General features: G+C 27.4%; 18 protein-coding genes and 1 riboswitch. Of the genes, 12 read left to right on the top strand and 6 right to left on the bottom strand.

Going from position 1 to position 21292, the window contains the following annotated elements; all coding sequences use genetic code 11:
- Positions 1–57 precede the first annotated feature (57 nt).
- From thiD to NG918_RS13285, 4 genes are all read right to left on the bottom strand, one after another.
- Positions 58–843, bottom strand: coding sequence for a bifunctional hydroxymethylpyrimidine kinase/phosphomethylpyrimidine kinase (gene thiD / locus NG918_RS13270; protein ID WP_252226584.1), 786 nt, complete (start codon positions 841–843; stop codon positions 58–60).
- 77 nt (positions 844–920) lie between these two features.
- Positions 921–1032: riboswitch (TPP riboswitch) on the bottom strand.
- Positions 1033–1111: 79 nt separating this feature from the next.
- Positions 1112–1990, bottom strand: a complete 879-nt coding sequence (gene sdaAA, locus NG918_RS13275) for an L-serine ammonia-lyase, iron-sulfur-dependent, subunit alpha (protein WP_252211870.1) — start codon at positions 1988–1990, stop codon at positions 1112–1114.
- Between the two features lie 2 nt (positions 1991–1992).
- Positions 1993–2673 carry an L-serine ammonia-lyase, iron-sulfur-dependent subunit beta gene (gene sdaAB, locus NG918_RS13280; protein ID WP_252211869.1) on the bottom strand — a complete coding sequence of 227 codons (681 nt, stop codon included), beginning with the start codon at positions 2671–2673 and terminating at the stop codon, positions 1993–1995.
- 254 nt (positions 2674–2927) lie between these two features.
- A complete protein-coding gene (locus NG918_RS13285; protein WP_252211868.1) occupies positions 2928–4574 on the bottom strand; it encodes a nucleoside kinase in 1647 nt (548 codons plus the stop codon).
- A 134-nt stretch (positions 4575–4708) separates the two neighbouring features.
- Between NG918_RS13285 and NG918_RS13290 the strand changes: the two genes are divergently transcribed.
- The 11 genes from NG918_RS13290 (at position 4709) to NG918_RS13340 (ending at position 17894) form a co-directional block, all read left to right on the top strand.
- Positions 4709–5407, top strand: coding sequence for a DUF421 domain-containing protein (locus NG918_RS13290; protein ID WP_252211867.1), 699 nt, complete (start codon positions 4709–4711; stop codon positions 5405–5407).
- On the top strand, positions 5407–5787 hold the full coding sequence (locus tag NG918_RS13295; protein ID WP_252211866.1) for a DUF4363 family protein: 381 nt from the start codon (positions 5407–5409) through the stop codon (positions 5785–5787). Before NG918_RS13290 ends, NG918_RS13295 begins: the two co-directional genes overlap by 1 nt.
- Positions 5788–5978: 191 nt before the next feature.
- Positions 5979–6911, top strand: coding sequence for a class II fructose-1,6-bisphosphate aldolase (gene fba, locus NG918_RS13300; RefSeq protein WP_252211865.1), 933 nt, complete (start codon positions 5979–5981; stop codon positions 6909–6911).
- Between the two features lie 677 nt (positions 6912–7588).
- Complete coding sequence (locus NG918_RS13305) at positions 7589–8812, top strand: argininosuccinate synthase (protein WP_252211864.1); 1224 nt, start codon at positions 7589–7591, stop codon at positions 8810–8812.
- 2 nt (positions 8813–8814) lie between these two features.
- A complete protein-coding gene (argH, locus tag NG918_RS13310) occupies positions 8815–10212 on the top strand; it encodes an argininosuccinate lyase (RefSeq protein ID WP_252211863.1) in 1398 nt (465 codons plus the stop codon).
- On the top strand, positions 10205–11239 hold the full coding sequence (gene argC, locus NG918_RS13315) for an N-acetyl-gamma-glutamyl-phosphate reductase (protein ID WP_252226592.1): 1035 nt from the start codon (positions 10205–10207) through the stop codon (positions 11237–11239). The genes argH and argC overlap by 8 nt, the downstream gene beginning before the upstream one ends.
- A 201-nt stretch (positions 11240–11440) precedes the next feature.
- Positions 11441–12664: a bifunctional glutamate N-acetyltransferase/amino-acid acetyltransferase ArgJ gene (gene argJ / locus NG918_RS13320; RefSeq protein WP_252211861.1), complete on the top strand. Its 1224-nt coding sequence runs from the start codon at positions 11441–11443 to the stop codon at positions 12662–12664.
- Positions 12665–12766: 102 nt separating this feature from the next.
- The gene (argB, locus tag NG918_RS13325; RefSeq protein WP_252211860.1) at positions 12767–13621 is read left to right on the top strand and encodes an acetylglutamate kinase; all 855 of its coding nucleotides are present in this window, start codon (positions 12767–12769) and stop codon (positions 13619–13621) included.
- Positions 13622–13644: 23 nt separating this feature from the next.
- Positions 13645–14820, top strand: coding sequence for an aspartate aminotransferase family protein (locus NG918_RS13330; protein WP_252226594.1), 1176 nt, complete (start codon positions 13645–13647; stop codon positions 14818–14820).
- A gap of 140 nt (positions 14821–14960) precedes the next feature.
- Positions 14961–15881 carry an ornithine carbamoyltransferase gene (gene argF / locus NG918_RS13335; protein ID WP_252211858.1) on the top strand — a complete coding sequence of 307 codons (921 nt, stop codon included), beginning with the start codon at positions 14961–14963 and terminating at the stop codon, positions 15879–15881.
- Positions 15882–16178: 297 nt separating this feature from the next.
- The gene (locus tag NG918_RS13340; RefSeq protein WP_252226596.1) at positions 16179–17894 is read left to right on the top strand and encodes a sensor domain-containing diguanylate cyclase; all 1716 of its coding nucleotides are present in this window, start codon (positions 16179–16181) and stop codon (positions 17892–17894) included.
- Between the two features lie 242 nt (positions 17895–18136).
- On the opposite strand, the gene NG918_RS13345 is transcribed toward NG918_RS13340, so the two are convergent.
- Positions 18137–19177 (bottom strand): nucleoid-associated protein, encoded by a 1041-nt coding sequence (locus NG918_RS13345; RefSeq protein WP_252211856.1) that lies wholly within the window; start codon positions 19175–19177, stop codon positions 18137–18139.
- A 162-nt stretch (positions 19178–19339) separates the two neighbouring features.
- Between NG918_RS13345 and NG918_RS13350 the strand changes: the two genes are divergently transcribed.
- On the top strand, positions 19340–19900 hold the full coding sequence (locus NG918_RS13350) for a class IV adenylate cyclase (protein ID WP_252211855.1): 561 nt from the start codon (positions 19340–19342) through the stop codon (positions 19898–19900).
- Positions 19901–20071: 171 nt separating this feature from the next.
- Here the strand turns inward: NG918_RS13350 and NG918_RS13355 are convergent, their stop codons facing one another.
- Positions 20072–21049 carry a type I phosphomannose isomerase catalytic subunit gene (locus tag NG918_RS13355; protein WP_252226599.1) on the bottom strand — a complete coding sequence of 326 codons (978 nt, stop codon included), beginning with the start codon at positions 21047–21049 and terminating at the stop codon, positions 20072–20074.
- Positions 21050–21292: the final 243 nt, after the last annotated feature.

Genomic DNA, 21292 nt, shown 5'->3' on the forward strand with positions numbered 1-21292 from the left:
TATTTCTAAACTCAATTACACAAGCAACTTCTCTTTTTAATATACAGACATTATATTTTAATAGAATTTATAAAAATGATGTGTTGGACCTACACCATTTCCTATTGAAAAACCATTTTCTATTGCACCTGTTATATATTCTTTTGCATTTATAACTGATTCTTTAATATCTAATCCCTTTGCTAAGTTTGCTGCAATTGCTGATGATAAAGTACATCCTGTCCCATGAGTGTGAACTGTATTTATTCTTTTTTGTGGAAGGAAAACAAACTCATCTCCATAAAGCAATAAATCAGTTGCATCATCTTCTAAATGTCCACCTTTAACCAACACATACTTTGGCCCTAATTCCTGTAATCTCTTTGCAGCTTCCTTCATTTCATCTAAATTACTTATTTTCATTCCTAATATCTCTTCTGCTTCTGGAAGATTTGGAGTTACTAAAGTTGCTAATGGAAATAATTCCTCAATTAATGCCTCTTTAGCATTGGGAGATAATAAGTTAAATCCACTTTTCGAAATCATAACTGGATCTAAGACTACCTTAGGTAAATTTTCAATTTTTCTCAAACCTCTTGATATAGCTTTTATAGATTCAATTTTTGAAACCATACCTATCTTTATTGCATCCACAATAATGTCATCAAAAATAACATCTATTTGTGATTCAATAATTTCTGGATTTATATCTTGTATTCCAAAAACCCCCATTGTATTTTGTGCTGTTATTGCTGTAATAACGCTCATTCCATATACTCCATTGGCTGAAAAAGATTTTAAATCAGCTTGAATACCTGCGCCTCCACAGCTATCTGATCCTGCTATAGTTAATGCCTTAAACATTTTTATTCATCCTCTCTTCATTACCTATATTTAACCCAAAAAAAATGTAGCCCAAGGGCTACATAATATAAACTATTTTGTCTTATATTTATCCTTCCCTCCGTTGGTACTAGCCAAATCAGGTTATAAGGGTCTAGGAAATCACTTTTTCCAATCTCAGCTGATATATCAGCACCCCTAGTTATTAATTCAATATTTTGTTTTCTATAATATTTAGATTATACCATTAATGTGAAAAAATCAAGAAAATCTATTATAATAAATTAATCTATTCCTCACCAAAAACTTGTTTTTTAAGTCTTAATGCAGTAGGTGTTGTTGCTATTCCGCCCATTGCAGTTTCTCTTAATGCTGGTGGTAAGCTTTTTCCTACCTTGTACATAGCAGTTACAGCTTCATCAAATGGTATTTTAGCTTCAATACCTGCCATAACCATATCTGCAGTGCAAAGTGCTGTTATTGCTCCTTGTGCATTTCTTTTTGCACATGGTATTTCAACTAAACCTGCAACGGGATCACATACTAATCCTAATATATTTTGAAGTATTATAGAACCAGCATCCAAGCTCATCTTTGGAGTTCCACCCATCATTTCTACAACTGCTGCTGCTCCCATGGCTGATGCTGAACCACACTCAGCTTGGCAACCTCCTTCTGCTCCAGATAATGTTGCATTAAGACCTATAATAAGCCCAACTGCTGCTGCCGCTAATAATCCTTTTATAAGTTCATCTTCATTTAATTCAAGAATTTCCCCTGCTGCTAAAATAACAGCTGGAAGTATCCCACATGATCCAGCTGTAGGACATGCTACTATTTTACCCATAGATGCATTTACTTCTGATGAAGCAAGTGCCATTGCCATAGCTATTGTAGTTGCTCTACCAGTCAATGTTTTCTTAGATTTTGAATACTCATATAACTTATGTCCATCTCCACCAATAAGACCACTAACAGAATATACTTCTTTTTCTGTTCCTTCCTTTGCTGCAGCTATCATAACATTTAAATTTTTTCTCATTTTTTCTATTACTTCTTCTCTTGTCAACCCTTTTTCTTCAACTTCACATCTTATAGCATATTCACTTAAAGATATATTATTTTCCTTACAAATTTTTAATAGCTCTTCCCCTGTTCTTGCAAGCATTTTTACTCACCTTCCTTTGCTGGACTTATTGAAATAATCCTATTTACTAACTCTAACTTTTCTATTTCTTTTATAGCTTTTTCACTAACTTTGTTATCCATTTCAAAAATCATTGTAGCATCTTTACCTTTATGGTTTCTAAAAACTTTCATAAAAGCTACATTTATATTTTCCTTTGATAAGATACTAGTTACACTATGTATAACTCCTGGTAAATCTCTTTGAGAAACTATTAATGTTTCATAATTTCCAGTAAACTCAACTGGATTACCATTAACTTCAGAAATTTGAATATTTCCACCACCAATAGATGATCCAACAACTTCACAATATGTATCCTTTACTGTATTCATTAAAAATTTAACTGTATTAGGATGTACATCACCTAAATCAGCTTCTTTAAATGAAAAATTCATTCCTCTTTCTCTTGCTATTTCCATAGAATCTCTAAGTCTTTCATCACTTGGTTCCATGCCTAAAATACCTGCAACTAAAGCCCTATCTGTTCCATGCCCTTTATATGTTTTACCAAAAGAACCATGTAATAAGAATGTTACTTCCTTTATTTCATTACCAGCTATTATTCTTGCAATTTTTCCAAGTCTTGCAGCTCCTGCCGTATGAGAACTAGATGGACCTATCATTATTGGTCCTAAAATATCAAAAACACCTAAACTTTTCATAAACATTACTTAGTAAAATATAATAACATTTTACTAAATACCCCCTCTCATTAACATTTTATTTAAAAATTTATTTATAAAAATTAAAATTCAATTTATTATCCATATATAGAATGCATAATTTAATTAATATAGTCAAGGGGTAAGAAAAAAGATATGTTTTTAAATTTAAAACATATCTTTTTAAGGTAAGGCACATTTAAATAAATAACTAGTTAGTATGATTGTTATTTATTTTCATATGCCTAATATATTTAATACTCATAGAAACAACTTCCGCCTATAAATTCCCTAAGTATTGAATTCATAGGTACATAACTAGAATCTACTTCTTTAAAGAAATTTAATATAGATTTTAATCTTGCTGCTTCTGTATATACTGGACTATCTTCCTTAACCTTATTTAATTCTTTTAATGCATAAGGTTTTAATAATCCTAATTCATACACTAATGTTGAATTAAACATGACATCAGCTTTATCTTGATAAACAAATATATTATTTTTTTCTCCTTTTTTTATTGAAGGCCACATTTTAAGGGTTGCTTCTGCATCATGCCCTCTACTTAATGAGTCTCTAACTATTCTTCTAACTTTTCGAACATCTGTTGTTGATATTCTATTATGATTATCTAAATTTAATTGAGTCAATGCTGAAATATATACTTTGAAAATTTTATTTTGATCAACGTCTGATGTTAATATAGGATTTAATCCGTGAATTCCTTCTAATATTAATACACCATTTTCATGTAATTTTATCTTATTCCCATTCCATTCTCTTTTTCCTGTTAAAAAATTATAAGTAGGAATATCAACAACTTCGCCATTCATTAAAGCTGTAAGTGATTTATTAATTAATTCTAAATCTAACGCATAAATAGATTCATAATCATAATCTCCATTTTTATCTTTAGGTGTATTTACTCGCTCTACAAAATAATCATCTAATGACAATGATTGAGGCACTAATCCATTAACTTTAAGTTGTATTGCAAGTCTATTGGCAAATGTAGTTTTTCCTGAAGATGATGGGCCTGCAATAAGAACTATTTTAGAATCTTTTTTGTTCGCTATTTGATCTGCTATATTAGCAATCTTCTTTTCATGTAATGCTTCTGAAGTTAATATTAAACTTTGTACTTCATTACTAGAAAGTTTTTCATTTAAAGTTCCTACTTCTCCAATATCTAATATACTAAGCCATTTTTCTGTTTCAAAAAATATATTTCTTAACTTTCTTTCTTCTTTATATTGTGGAAGTTCATTTAAATTTTCTTTTTCAGGGCTTCTTAATATAAATCCTGATTCATAATAAATTAAATCAAAAGCTTTTATAACTCCTGTTGAATATGCCATATGACCATAAAAGTAATCATATCTATCTTCTAATTCATATAATCTTACCTCATTAAGATTAGAATATTGTAAAAGTGAAATTTTATCTTCCATTCCATATTTCTTAAATATATTAATAGCTTCATTTTTAGAAACTTTTATGCTATTTATAGGTACATCTGTTGAAATAATTTCCTTCATTTTCCCTTTAATTAAGTTTATATCTTTGTCGCTTAAAGGATTTTCTTTGATTATTTCTCCAAATAATCCCTTACTGATTGAATGTTCTATCTTAATTTTTGAATTTGGAAATAAATCTAACGTAGCTTTAATAAATATGAATTGTAAAGTTCTCGTATATATATTTAATCCAATTTCTGTGTTAAATGGTATTACTTCTATTTTTCCACATTCGTCAATAATTTCTCTTAATTCATGATATTTTCCATTTAGTTTACATAATGCTATATTATTAACTTCTAATATATCTTTAGATAATATATCATAAAAAGTATTAGTAGAATTCAGTTCTTTATTATTGATATTATAGGCTATTGAATTCATTAATTATCTCCTCCATAAAATTCTAGTTGTCCTATATTATATTATATCTAATTTCCCATAAAAAGATAAATTTATTTTCTATTTTGTATATTCCAACGAAATATTACAAATATTATCTATGCGAGGTGTTTTATATGTTTATCATTTTTATTAGAACTACAATCTTATATTCTTTAGTAGTTGTAGTAATGCGTTTAATGGGAAAACGTCAGATAGGTGAACTTGAACCTTATGAATTTGTAATAACTATTATGATTTCAGATTTGGCCGCTTTACCAATGCAAGATTCTAGACTTCCATTATTACTTGGTATAATTCCAATTATTACATTACTATTTTTAAAAACTATGCTTAGTGTAATAGACTTAAAGTCCCAACGTGCTAGAAAAATTATTGATGGTGAGCCAACTATATTAATATATAATGGCAAAATAAATTATATTGCACTAAAAAAACAACAATTAAATATAGATGAATTATTAGAAGAATTAAGAATTGCAAATTATTTTAATCTTGATGAAATTCAATGTGCCATTTTAGAAAATGGAGGGCAACTATCAATTTTGCCTAAAGATTATAATTCACAATCTCAATCAAAATCTAGTGACAATACTGCTAAAACAAAGGAGGTAAAATTACCTAAGGTATTAGTATCTGATGGAAAAATAAATAACAATGCTTTAACAAGTATAAAAAAAGATAAAGACTGGATACTTAATGTCCTTAAAAATCATAATATAAATTCAATTAAGGATGTTTTAATAGCTATGTATGATACTGAAGGCAATTTTAAATATCAACTTTATAATGATTATGATAAGGAGGGTAATTAATGAAGAATGTTAAAGCTTCAATACTACTTTTTCTTTTTATAATGATATTTGTTTATTTTGCTAATGTCTCAATATTAAAATTATGCGATAATATTGAAAATGTTACAGAAGAAATAGAACTTAATATTATTGAAGGTAAAAATGAAGATGCTTATATAAAGTCAATAGAATTAATGGATATGATTCAAAATAAAAACTTTATAACTTCAGTATATCTTAGTCATCAAGAAGTAGATATACTTGTTACTGATTCAGCCAAACTTTCAGTGTATTTATCTCATAATGATACATCTGAGGCAAACGCTACATTACATGCATTGAAATACAGTTCTAGAAATATGAGAAAATTACAAATTCCTAATCTAGAAAATATATTATAAAATATAATTATTATGTAAATTAATTATAATAATTAAAATATATTCCAAAAAACACTGCATATATAATGATTTTTTTTAATTTTAACTCGTTAAATGTAGAAAATACAAGCAGTATAGTTTATAATTGATTTTATACGGTTAACTTTAATCGTGAACCATAATTTGAAAATTTGAAAGGTGGTACAATTAACATGGCATTAGTTACTACAAAAGAAATGTTTAAAAAAGCTTACGAAGGTGGATATTCTATCGGTGCTTTCAACATCAACGATATGGAAATAATCCAAGGTGTTATTAATGGAGCAAAAGCTAGAAATTCAGCAGTAATTCTTCAATGTTCAACTGGAGCAATTAAATATGCTGGAGCTAACTACTTAAAAGCAATGGTAGATGCTGCTATAGCTGAAACTGGAGTAGACGTTGCTCTTCACTTAGATCACGGTCCAAGTTTTGAAGCTGTTAAAGAAGTTATAGATGCTGGTTTCACATCAGTAATGTTTGACGGATCTCATTTTGATTATGAAGAAAATGTTAAGAAAACAAAGGAAGTTGTAGACTACGCTCACGCTAGAGGAGTTGTTGTTGAAGCTGAACTTGGAGTATTAGCAGGAGTTGAAGATGACGTTGTTGCTGATTCTCACGTTTATACTGATCCAGATCAAGCTGTTGATTTTGTTAACAGAACTGGAGTTGATTCATTAGCTATAGCTATCGGAACTTCACACGGAGCTGTTAAATTCCCACCAGATGCTAAACCAGAACTAAAGTTCAACATATTAGAAGAAATTCAAGCTAAATTACCTGGTTACCCAATCGTTCTTCATGGTGCATCAGCTGTTGACGCTAACACAGTTGCAACTTGTAATGAATTCGGTGGAAAAATAGCAAACGCTAAAGGTATTCCAGTTGATATGTTAAGAAAAGCTTCTTCAATGGCTGTATGTAAAATAAATATGGATACAGACTTAAGATTAGCTATGACTGCTGCAATAAGAAAAACTTTCGGAGAAAAACCAGAAGTTTTCGATCCAAGAGCTTATCTTGGTGCTGCAAGAACTGCAATCCAAGAAGTTGTTGAATCAAAGATTGATAACATCTTAGGATCAGCTGATTCTATGAAATAATACTTTTTTTAAAAGATGAGGGTTTATACCTCATCTTTTTTTTATTTGGCTCTGTTTTAGTAGAGTGTTGATATATGCATAAGCAAAGTGGGCGGAGCAATTGAACTTTTCCTATTGCATATATTAACACACATTTAAAACAGAGCCTTTTATTTTATACTATATTTTAAAGTGAATATTAATATTAATATTAATATTCACAGCAGTAATATTTTTAAATCTACTTAAGTTAAATCTTGATTCTTTAAATTCTTCATTAAAAGTTAAGTTAAATTATCCCACCTATGTAATAATAACATTATTATCATCCTCCTATTTTATATTTATGCATTTATTATGAATATTTATATATTCCCTTTGTATATTTTTACATATATCTTTATAATTATTAATTTAGTATTTTTTTCATTTTATCATTTTTATAATTACTAATTGAATTTATATTACCATTTTATATTATTTCATTAAAAAACACCCCTATTTTTTAATATTTTTATAAAATAATTAAAATAAAACTTTTTAAATGAATCTTTCTAAATAATTTTGTCATTATTTTTATGTTATTTTTATTCATAAAGCTATTGATTATTTATGCATATGATTGTATAATTATAAAAAATGTTTTTTTGAACACAATATTTAATATACATTTCAATATTAATTAAGGGGGCTTTTAAATGAGTAAATTAAATAAAGTTGTTTTAGCATATTCTGGAGGATTAGATACTTCAATAATTATTCCTTGGCTTAAGGAAAATTATAACTGTGAAGTTATCGCAGTCTGCGGAAATGTTGGCCAAAAAGATGAATTAGATGGATTAGAAGAAAAAGCAATAAAAACTGGGGCATCAAAATTATATATAGAAGATTTAACTAAAGAATTCGTTGAAGATTACATCTTCCCTACTATTCAAGCTGGAGCTATCTATGAAGGCAAATATCTTCTTGGTACTTCTTTCGCTAGACCACTAATAGGAAAAAGATTAGTAGAAATAGCAAAAGCTGAAGGTGCTGATGCAATATGTCACGGATGTACTGGAAAAGGTAATGATCAAGTAAGATTTGAATTAGCTGTTAAAGCCTTTGATCCAGATATGAAAATAATTGCACCATGGAGAACTTGGGATATTAAATCAAGAGAAGAGGAAATTGCTTATGCAGAAGCAAAAAATGTTCCTATAAAAATAAATCATGAAACTAATTATAGTAAAGATAAAAACATATGGCACCTAAGTCATGAAGGATTAGATTTAGAAGACCCTAAAAATGAACCTAAATATGATGAAATTTTAGAGCTTTCTAACTCTTTAGAAAAAGCACCTAATGAACCAACATATATTACTTTAACCTTTAAAAAAGGTAACGCCATTGCATTAAATGGAGAAAAAATGGATGCTGTTGCTTTATTAGATGAATTAAATAAAATTGGTGGCAAAAATGCTATTGGTATAACAGATATGGTTGAAAATAGACTTGTTGGTATGAAATCAAGAGGTGTATATGAAACTCCAGGAGGTACTATTCTTTATAAAGCACATAAAGATTTAGAGGAACTTTGTTTAGATAAAGAAACTTCTCATTATAAAGAACAAATATCATTAAAATTTGCTGATTTAGTTTATAACGGTCTTTGGTTTACTCCTCTTAGAGAAGCTTTATCTGAATTCGTTAAAAAGACACAAGAAACAGTAACTGGAGAAATTAAATTAAAATTATATAAAGGAAATATTGTTAATGCAGGTATGACTTCTCCTTATTCATTATACAGCGAAGAATATGCTACTTTTGGTGAAGATGCAGTTTATAATCAAAATGATTCCGCTGGATTTATAACACTATATGGTCTCCCTACTGTTGTTAGAGCTAAAATGTCTAAAATGTTAAAGAAAGAGGTTAAATAATTATGAAGCTTTGGGGTGGACGATTTAAAAAGGGTACTGATAAATTAGTTAATGATTTTAATTCGTCTATAAATGTAGATTCAAGAATGTATAGAGAAGATATTGAAGGCAGTTTAGCTCACGCTGCAATGCTTGGAGAACAAAATATAATATCAAAAGAAGCTAGTTTAAAAATCACATCAGGTCTTTTAGAAATTTTAAAAAGAATGGACAATGATGTTATTAATGTAGATTTAACCTCTGAAGATATTCATAGTTTTGTAGAAAGTACTCTAACATATTACATTGGTGAATATGGAAAAATGCTTCACACTGCAAGAAGTAGAAATGATCAAGTAACATTAGATTTAAGATTATATCTAAAAAAGGCACTTGTAAACTTAAAAAAAGATATTTTATATTTAGAAGAAGTTTTATTAGAAAAGTCTAAAGAACATATAGAAACTATAATGCCAGGATATACTCACATGCAAAAAGCACAACCAATAACATTTGCTCATCATCTTTTGGCTTATTCTGAAATGTTTAAAAGAGATATTGGTAGAATAAATGATGCTTACAAAAGGGTTGATGAAATGCCTTTGGGTAGTGGAGCTTTAGCTACTTCTACTTATCCAATTGATAGAAACATGGTTGCTAAAAATCTTGGCTTTTCTAAAATTACATTAAATAGCTTAGATTCTGTTTCAGATAGAGATTATGTAATTGAAACTTTATCTGTACTTTCTCTAATAATGATGCATTTATCTAGATTTTCTGAAGAAATTATTCTTTGGTGTACAGGAGAATTTAATTTCATTGAACTTGATGATGGTTACAGTACTGGAAGTAGTATTATGCCGCAGAAAAAAAATCCAGATGTTGCTGAATTAATAAGGGGTAAAACAGGTAGAGTTTATGGTGATCTCATAACACTTTTAACTGTAATGAAAGGTATTCCTTTAGCTTATAACAAAGATATGCAAGAAGACAAAGAAGCATTATTTGATGCTTTAGATACTGTTACCTTATCACTAAAAACTTTTTCTGGAATGATTAAAACCATGAAAGTAAATAAAGATAACATGAAAAAAAGTGCAGCATTAGGTTTTACTAATGCAACTGATTTAGCTGATTATCTTGTAAAAAAAGGATGTGCTTTTAGAGATGCACATGAAATAGTAGGAAGAATAGTTCTTCAGTGTATAAAAGATACTAAAATGATCGAAGACTTAACTCTTAAAGAATTAAAATACTACTCTCCTATTTTTGAAGACGATGTATATAAAGCTATAAATTTATATACTTGTGTAGAGGAACGAAAAGTAATAGGTGGTCCTTCTAGTGAATCAGTAAAATTTCAAATAATGGAACTAAAAAAATTTATACACCAATTCAAAGGGGATGAAATGTATGATTAAAGTTGGAATAATTGGGGCAACTGGTTATGTTGGTGTTGAATTATTAAGAATATTATTAAATCATCCTAAAATAGAAATTGGAGCTATAAGCTCCGTTTCTTTTAATGGAGAGGAAATTGACACTATATATAAAAATTTTTTAGGTAAAACTAATTTAATATGTACAAATATGGATGAAGTTATTGAAAAAAATAAGGTTATATTTACTGCATTACCTCATGGATTAAGTGAAGGTATAGCAAAAAAAATAATAGGGAATAATAAAATTTGTATTGATATGGGAGCAGATTTTAGATTAAGTAATGAACATGAATATAAATATTGGTATGGAAAAAATTTTTCTGAGCCTGAGCTTCATAATAAAAGCATTTATGGACTTCCTGAATTAAATAAAGAAAAAATAAAAACTTCTTCATTAATTGCTAATCCTGGATGTTATCCAACAAGTATAGAACTTGGCTTGATGCCTTTATTAAAAAATTCTTTAATCGAACCAAAAGGAATAATATGTGATTCCAAATCTGGTACTACTGGTTCTGGAAGATCATTAAGTTTAAATACACATTTTCCTGAAGAAAATGAAAATTTTGCTCCATATAAAATTGGTGAACATAGACACACTCCTGAAATAGAAGAGATACTTTCAACTATTGCTAAAACTAATGTAAGCATTACTTTTACTCCTCACCTACTTCCAATAAATCGCGGAATAATATCTACAATTTATTGTACTCCTAAAGAAAAAGTTGATATTAATTCTATTCATAACTTGTATACAAATTTTTATAAAGATAAAGAGTTTATTCAAGTGTTACCTTTAGGAGATATTGCTTCAATAAAAAATGTGAAATTATCAAACAACTGCCATATTTCACTTCACTTAAATCACAGAAAAGATCAAATAATAATTATAAGTGCAATAGATAATATGATTAAAGGGGCTGCTGGGCAAGCCATTCAAAACATGAATATTGTTTTAGGCTTTAAAGAAAATGAAGGACTAAACTTAATTTCACCAGCATTTTAATAGATTAACAATATTTTTGAAAAGTATAGATATATGCATAAACAAAGTGGACTGAGTAATTGAACTTTGCATATTGCATATATCTACACAATAACAAAATATAAATTAATAATAAAATCATGATGGGCTGTAATCTTCGTTAGAATTGAATTAAGTTTTCTATCAAATATTATGGCTACATTATACAAGGGGGTTATAAAATTGGAATTTAATTATATTGATGGCGGAGTTACTTCTCCTAAAGGATTTTTAGCTTCTGGCATACATTGTGGATTAAAGAAAAGTACTATGAAGAAAGATTTAGCTTTAATTTATTCAGAGGTTGATGCTAACGGAGCTGGAGTGTATACAAAAAATAAAGTAAAAGGGGCACCACTTTATATAACTAAAGAACATTTAACTAATAAAAAAGCAAGAGCAATAATAATTAATAGTGGTAATGCTAATACATGTAATGGTGAAGATGGATTAAAAAAAGCAAAAAAAACTGCCACTCTTCAAGCCAAAGAATTAAAACTAAAAACAGATGAAGTTTTAGTTGCTTCTACTGGTGTAATTGGAGTTCCACTTAATATAGATGCAATAAAATCTGGTATTCCTCTTCTTACAGAATCATTATCTAAAGAAGGTTATCACGATGCTGCATCTGCTATTATGACAACTGATACTTTTCAAAAACAATTAGCTTTAGAATTTTATATAGATAATAAAAAAGTAACTTTAGCTGCTATGGCAAAAGGATCTGGAATGATTGAACCTAATATGGGAACTATGCTTTCATTTATAACTACTGATTTAAATATTTCCCCTAAGCTACTTGATGAAGCATTAAAAACTAGTGTAAATTTAAGTTATAACAGAGTTAGTGTAGATGGTGATACTAGCACTAATGATATGGTTCTTATTTTAGCTAACGGTCTAGCAGAAAATAAAATTATTAGAGAAAAAAATAGTAATTATGAGCTTTTCTTAAAAGCACTAAATGATTTAAATATAAAACTTGCGAGAAAAATAGCTAAAGATGGCGAGGGAGCTACTAAATTAATAGAATGTAAAATATTTGGTGCTTCTACAGAAGAAGATGCTGTAAAACTTGGTAAAAGCGTAATAAATTCTAATTTAGTTAAAACAGCTATTTTCGGTAGTGATGCTAATTGGGGACGAATTTTATGTTCCCTTGGTTATGCAAAAGTTGATTTTAATCCTGAAAAGGTAGATGTCTATTTCGAAAGTTCGTCTGGCTCTATAAAAGTTTGTGAAAATGGGTCTTCTTTGCCTTTTGATGAAGCAAAAGCAAGAGAAATTTTATTACAAGATGAAATTATAATTAAAGTAAATTTATTCTTAGGTGACTTTAATGCATGTGTTTGGGGATGCGACTTAAGTTATGATTATGTAAAAATAAATGGTGAATATAGAAGTTAAAACGTGATTGCATCATATTTTAATAAACTTAGATTGTATCACCTTTAAATCTTGAAAATTTCTATAATTTCTTGAACATTAAAATATAGGGGGCGATTTTAAGTGAATCATAATGAAAGAGCTGAAATATTAGTAAATGCATTACCTTATATCCAAAAATATTATGGAAAAACCATAGTTGTTAAATATGGTGGAAATGCAATGATAAGCGATGAACTAAGAGAAACTGTTATAAGCGATATAATTTTAATGAAATGTGTTGGTATAGATCCAGTTGTAGTTCATGGAGGCGGACCTGATATTTCAGACTTCTTAAATAGATTAGGTGAAAAAAGTGAATTCATAAATGGATTAAGATATACAGATGAAAATACAATGGAAATAGTACAAATGGTATTAGGCGGCAAAGTAAATAAAAACTTAGTTTCTTTAATTGAAAAATTTGGTGGCAAGGCCATTGGACTTTGTGGTATGGATGGCTCTCTTATAAGAGCTAAAAAAATAAAAAAAGATGTTGACTTAGGTTATGTTGGAGAAATAACAAATGTAGATACTAATATATTAAAGACTGTATTAAATGCAGGCTATATTCCTGTTGTAGGAAGTGTTGCTTTAGGCGAAGATGACAATAAGGCATATAACATAAATGCTGATATATGTGCATCAAAAATTTCTTCTACATTAAATGCTGAAAAATTAATATTACTTACAGATGTTCCTGGGGTACTTAAAGATTCTAAAGATCCTACTTCTCTACTTACTGTACTTAGGTTACATCAAATTCCAAAACTTTGTTTAGAGGGTATTGTACAAGGCGGAATGATACCTAAAATTGATTGCTGTGTTGAAGCAATAAGAATGGGAGTTCAAAGAGCTCATATAATTGATGGACGTGTTCCCCATTCACTTATTTTAGAATTATTTTCAAATGAAGGTATCGGAACAATGATTTATTAAAATTACTTTAGGGGGCTATTACTATGAATTATAATTTTAATGAAGCAAAAACTCATTTAGTAAACTCTTATAACTTTTTAGAACCTGTAATGTCTTATGGTGATGGAGTTTATCTTTATGATACAAATAATAATAAATATTTAGATTTTACAAGTGGAATTGGTGTAAATAGTTTAGGCTACAATCACAAAGATTGGGTTGAAGCTACAACTTCTCAATTAAAAACACTTCAACATAATTCAAACATATTTTATAACAATGCTACTATTAAATTAGCAAAAAAATTAACTGAAATATCTAATATGAGTAAAGTATTTTTTGCAAATTCTGGTGCAGAAGCTAATGAAGGAGCAATTAAACTTGCTAGAAAATATAGCTACGATAAATACGGTAATGGTAGGAATAAAATTCTTTCATTAGTACAATCATTTCATGGAAGAACTATAACTACATTAAAAGCTACTGGACAAGAAAAATTTCATCAGTACTTCTACCCTTTTACAGAAGGATTTGATTATGTAAAAGCTAATGATATAGAAGATTTTAAAAATCACCTTACTTCTGATGTTTGTGCCATAATGCTTGAAGCAATTCAAGGTGAAGGTGGTGTTCTTCCTCTCGATAAAGGTTTTATACAAAAAGTTGTAAAAATATGCAATGAAAATGATATTTTAATTATATTTGATGAAGTTCAATGCGGAATTGCTAGAACTGGTAAAATGTTTGGATTTAATAATTTTGATGTTAAAGCAGATATAGTTACTGTTGCTAAAGGTTTAGGCGGAGGACTACCAATCGGTGCTGTTCTTTGTTCTAAAAAAGTTGAAAATGTTTTTACTCCAGGTGATCATGGTTCAACCTTTGGTGGAAACCCAGTTGTCTGTTCTGGTGCATTAGTTGTATTAGATAAGCTTTGTAATAAAAATTCATTTTATGAAATATCTGAAAAAGGAAATTATGTTAAAGATATATTAAAACAATCTAATAATTCTCATATTTTATCAATTAGAGGTATGGGATTAATGATTGGAATTCAAACCGATATTTTACCTTCTTTAATTCAAAAGGAAGCTCTAAAAAAAGGGCTTCTTGTATTAACTGCTGGAAAAGATGTAATCAGATTATTACCACCTTTAGTAATCTCTAAAAGTGAATTAAAAAAAGGATTAGATATTCTGCTTGATGTATTAAATATATAACTACTTCTATATTTTAAATATGTGTTGATATATGCATAATCAAAACGGACTGAGTAATTGAACTTTGCCTATTGCATATATCAACACTCTCCTGAAACATAGCCAAAAATTTATAATTATTAAACGGAGGTATATTTTATATGAAAAAAGATTTATTGAAAATGGATGATTTATCTAAAGAAGAAATTTTAGAAATTTTAAATTTAGCAGATCAATTAAAATATGAACAAAAGCATGGAATAGAACATAAGCATTTAAAAGGGAAAAGTTTAGGAATGATCTTTGAAAAATCTTCAACTAGAACTAGAGTTTCTTTTGAGGTTGGTATGTATCAATTAGGAGGAAATGCATTGTTTTTAAGTAATAGAGATTTGCAAATAGGGCGTGGGGAACCTATTGAAGATACTGCACGAGTTTTATCCAGATTTCTAAACGGAATAATGATCAGAACTTTTTCTCAAGATGGTATTGAAACTTTAGCTAAATATTCATCAATACCTATAATAAATGGCTTAACTGATAATGAACATCCATGCCAAGTATTAGCTGATTTAATGACAATTAGAGAATATAAAAATATTCTTGAAGGTTTAAATGTTGCATTTATCGGTGATGGAAACAACATGGCTAATTCTTTAATGATTGGTTGTCTAAAAGTTGGAATGAATTTTTCAATTGCTTCACCAAAAGATTATACAGTAAATGATACTTACTTATCTAGAGCTAAAGATATCGCAAAAAAAGAATATGTTAATTTAAATGTTACTACGTCTCCTTTTGAAGCTGCAAAAGATGCTGATGTAATAATTACAGATGTTTGGGCAAGTATGGGACAAGAAAATGAACAAACTTTAAGGCTAAAGGCATTTGATGGATTTCAAATTAATGATAGATTAATGAGTTTTGCTAAAAATAATGCAATTGTTCTACATTGTTTACCTGCTCATAGAGAAGAGGAAATTACAGCAGAAGTTTTAGAAAAACATTCAGCAGAAATATTTGATGAATCTGAAAATAGACTACATGCACAAAAAGCTGTACTTGTTAAATTGATGAAATAATTATTAAAAATATTTTTTACTAAAAGAGATAGTTAAGTTTTAATAAGCTTAGCTATCTCTTTTAAACATACTATTTTCTATTATTTTACATTTCCATTGCATAATTATGTACATTTGTGTATACATGTATATTACCAAATATGATATAATTTACTATATAAGTAATTTTTATAATAATCTAAGAAAAACATAACACACTAATAATATATTAAAAAATTCATACTAAATTTATATACGTTATAATAAACTACATAAGTTTATATTAATTAAATTAATGTGGTGTTAGGTGGTGATTAAATGAAAAAATTTATTAATAGGAACATTCTAAATAAAAAAGTAACTTTAAACTTAATTGTTTTTTGTTTGATTATATTTTTTTTATCAATTGTTTCATCATTGCGTTTTAAACCAGATTATAAAACTAAATACATTGATGATAATGCAATAACTTTATCAGATAATTGGAATTTAAAAACTTTACATAACAATACTAAAACTATTGTTAATTTTCCTATGAATCTTAAATATCATCACAATAATACTTATTCTTTTTCTAAAGTATTAACTGAAGATTTAGATGAAAACTTTGATACATTATGTTTACGTATAGGTTTCTCTAATGTAAATGTATTCTTAGATAATAATTTAATATATACTTCTAATTTTGGTGATTATGAAAAATTAAGCAATAAAGGCTCTAACACTATATATATGATACCTTTAGGTGGCAATCTAAAGGATAAGGAACTTAAATTTGTTGTTGAAATGAAATCAAATTTTTCATTACCTTATGATATTAAAACTCCAATAATAGGTACTAAAACTTCTATAATTCATAATTTAATTTCTTCTCAAGTATTAAATTATGTAATTATTTTTTTGCTTATAACTTTTACCTTATCAATATTTGTTATATCCGGAATTGCATTTTATAAAAGTCATAAGAATATATTTCACTTACTATATATAGGTATATTTGCATTGCTATCTTCTATATATGCAATTTCAGAAACAAATATTATGCAAATATTAATTCCAAATACTTATTTGCTTAATAATCTAACATTTATGTCTTTAATGTTAGTTGGAATTCCAATAGTCATGATAATGATAGAAACTACAAATAAAAAGTATACAAAACCCTTATTAATAACTACTTATTCAATGATTATTAATTTTATTATGCAATCATTGCTTACTCTATTGGGTATATTAGATTTAAGAAGTATGCTAGTTATTTCTCATATATTAATAATGTTAAATGGTATTTTATCACTTTATATTATGATTTTATCTTGGCATGATAGATCTTTTAGTAGTAAATGTTTTACTATTTCAATAGTTCCTATGATAATTGGTACGTCAATAGATATAGTATTATTTTATGTTCATATACCACATTACTACGGTATATTATTCCAAGCAGGTGTGTTGATATTTATAGTAATACAATTATGGTATGTTATTAACAAATACTTTCATTATTATAAACTATCTATTAAATCTAATGTTTATGAAAAAATGGCTTTTACAGATACAATTACAGAACTTGAAAATAGAGCTGCTTTTGAAAAAAAGATTACTTTTATAGATAATAACATCACTGACTTTTCTTCAATTTGGTGTATATCAATGGATTTAAATAACTTAAAGTTTGTTAATGATAACTTAGGCCATGATAGTGGAGATACCGTTATAATTTCATTTGCTAAGATTTTAAAAGATACATTTAATAGTATTGGTAGTTCCTATCGTACAGGTGGAGATGAATTTATTGTTATTGTAAAGGATATTTCTCAAAGTTCCTTGGAAAATAAAATAACTGATTTATATAATTCTATTAATAAATTCAACTTAAACTCCAATTTAAAAATAAGCGTAGCTTTAGGATATGATAATTTTAAAATTAATGAAGATAATAAAATAACTGATTTGTTAACAAGAGCTGATAAATTAATGTATATAGATAAAAGAGAAACAAAAAAAATTTTATATAATAAATATTTATTTTAATATATTGTGTGAAAACAAAGTGGCTACACCACACTTTGTTAGTTGAGGGTTGAAAGTTTTGCTTAAAAGTCATCAAGACTTTCTAAAGAATATGTATTTTTTTAATCCAATTACGGAGTTTTTTCTTCAACTCCCTACTTTCCACTTTCAATTCTCAACTAAATTTCTTCTAAGCTTAAATTTGATTAGTTTTCTAAACTATAAAAATTTTATAACTTATTTTATTTCTTGTAAATTTAATATTACTTTTCTATATAATTCATAACATTTTTTACAACTAAATTTATTGTTCCATCACCATTTCTTTGAATTTCAAATTTACTTTCATCATGATATACTTCCTCATTTAAATATATATCAATTTGTTTATCTATATTTAATCTAACTCTTTTTAATTTTTTTTCTACCCAAGTCTTGTCAACTACTACTTCTCCATCTAAGCCCTTTCCTTTAACAAAGCTAGAAAAATTCACTTTTTCTTCTGAGTTTTCCTTAAAAAGCTCTTGTGATAATTCATCTATATTAATACTATCTTCTTCTTTTAGTTTACTTTTAACTGTTGTTCTAATTTCCTCTGCCTTTGATGCATCATTGGATATATTTTTTCTAGTCCAATCCTCTGTGGCTTTTAAAAATGTCTTTGTCATATCTCTTTCATTAGTAATAACTTTAGCGTATAAAAAATCATTAACAAAATAGTTTATTCCAAGTTCATTATCTTCTTTGCTTTTTCTTTGTTTATCTAATATCATTAAGTTAAATCTATCGTCATCTCTAAAAGGCTTTATGAATGCCGCTTTTTGTATTTTTTGACCGCCACCTGGAAGTCCAGCACTTTGAGGCACTATTCCTATTCCTATTTTTTCATCTATAAACTGAATTTCATGGGTGAAATTCTTTATGTAATCCAATTTAAGAACACCTATCATAGGACCTTTATCTGTAGTTATTGATACTATTATCAAATCACATGATTCTATATTTTCATCCATCTGCATAATTACAAATAGCTGTCTTGCCAATTTTTTTGATAAAGTAATAAAATCATCATCTATTCCATTTAAATAATCTTGTACAGATTCTCTAACACTATTAGTTCCTTGAATAAATACACCTGATTTTAATTCTTCATCCTTAAAACATTTTTCTAAATGCTTATATAAATATTTATATATCTCATCATTTAATTCCAATGTAAATTCATTTAGGACAGGTTCCGATGCATTTCTATCCAATATATGTATTACTGCTTCATTTATATTAATTTCATTTATATATTCCATGATTATCTACTCCCTATATAATTAATTATTAGCATAAATATCAAAATAATTCTTATGATACTAGCATTACTCAGAATTATATTATAACATTAAATTATAAAACTAGATTTTTAAAACATAAATTTTAATTTGCATTAAAATTTTAATATAGGAGGAGTATATATGCAAGAAATTGAAACTAGAATTATGGATATAGATATAGACAATATTAGAAAAATTCTTATAGACAATGGAGCAGAAAATATAAAGAAAGAAGATCAAATTAATGATATTTACGATTTTGAGGATGGAAAACTTTTAAATAATAAAGGGTATGCTCGTATAAGAACAGTAACTGACAACATAAATAATAAAGTAGTTTATTATATGACAACAAAAAAAATGCTTTCACAAGAACGCTTTAAAGTCATGGAAGAAAATGAAGTTATAGTTAATGATAAAAAAATGGCAGAAGGTATTTTTTTATCTTTAGGATTAAAATTAAAAGAATCTAATAAAAAATATAGAGAAAGCTATAAAATATTTAATTCATTAGTTGAAATAGATATAAATGAAAAGAAATTTTGCCCTTTTCCATATTTAGAAATAGAAACAACTTCTGAAGAAAATTTAGATAAAGTAGTTAAATTACTAGGTTATACTCTAGAAGATACTACTTCTCAAACGATTTACGATATTTTAGCAGAAAGAGGCTTTACACCAAATTCCCCCAAAGGAATTTAAAAAATAAGTCCAAGCTGGTGACAGTCACCAGCTTGGACTTTTATTTACTGATTGTCTCAATTTGACATTAGAAGCAAGCTAAAATGGGCTATACTCATTTTAGCATTCCTAAGTTTAATTACTTAGTCCATTTTACTTATGTATATATCAAAACCTTACTAAAACACAGCCTTATCTTTTTATTACACTTAAAATTTCATTTTGTTCTTTTTCTACATCTGGTACATAGCTCTTTAATAATGTGAAGTTTCCCATTAATTCATATTCTCCCATAGTTGCAGGTATGAATATACTATCTCCCATAGCTATCTTTTCTTCACCATTTTTATATTTTATAGTTCCACAGCCATCTACGCATGTAAATAAGTAAAATCTATTTATATCACTTTCCTCTTTTACATAATTATTTATTTCATATTTTTGAATTGTGAAATAATCACTTAAGCAAAGATAAGTTTTTTTATAATTTTCTTTTTCTATTAAAATTCCTTTTGAGTTCTTTCCTTCTAAAGAAAAATCAATAACGTCTAGAGCTTTCTCTACATGTATTTCTCTGCCTCTATTATAATCATAAACTCTATATGTAATATCACTACTTTGTTGAATTTCTGCTATTAAAACACCTTCACATATAGCATGAACCAATCCACTTTGTACATAAAAAAAGTCACCTTTTTTTACAGGTATTTTATTTAAATATTTATCTAAATTTCCGCCTTTAATAGCTTTTTTAAATATTTCTTTATCGCAATCCTTTGTGCCAACTATTAAGCTTGCATTTTCTTCAGCATCAATAACATACCATGCTTCAGTTTTACCAAATTCATTTTCTACTCTATTTGCATATTCGTCATTTGGATGAACTTGAACTGATAGTTTATCTCCAGATGTAATTAATTTAATTAATAAAGGGAATTTCTCTATATCTATTTTTTCGCCAATAAGTTTTTCTTTAAATTCATTAATTATCTCATCAAATTTTTTACCTTTTAAGTTTCCATTTTCTACTTCACCAATTCCATTTGGATGACATGCAACATCCCAGCTTTCCCCTATCACTCCATTTGGAATATTGTTTCTAAATTTTTTTAGAGCATCTCCGCCCCATATTCTATCATAGTATAAATTTTTAAATTTAATTGGATACATATTGTCCTCCTATCGAATATATTAGTATTTCTAATCATTATAATTATATTATATACTAACTATAATATAATAAAAATTTCTTATATATTAAAAAATGTGAATTCCGAAGAATTCACACGTTCATTATATAATTAGGCTCTGTTTTAAATGCGTGTTGATATATGCAATATGTAAGGTGGCATTGTAATTGGACTTTGAGAATTCTTAATGAGTATTGTCCTATTTACTGCTTGTCTTAATTTT

The sequence above is a fragment of the Clostridium sp. ZBS2 genome (assembly GCF_023845855.1).
GTDB lineage: Bacteria > Bacillota > Clostridia > Clostridiales > Clostridiaceae > Clostridium > Clostridium aquiflavi.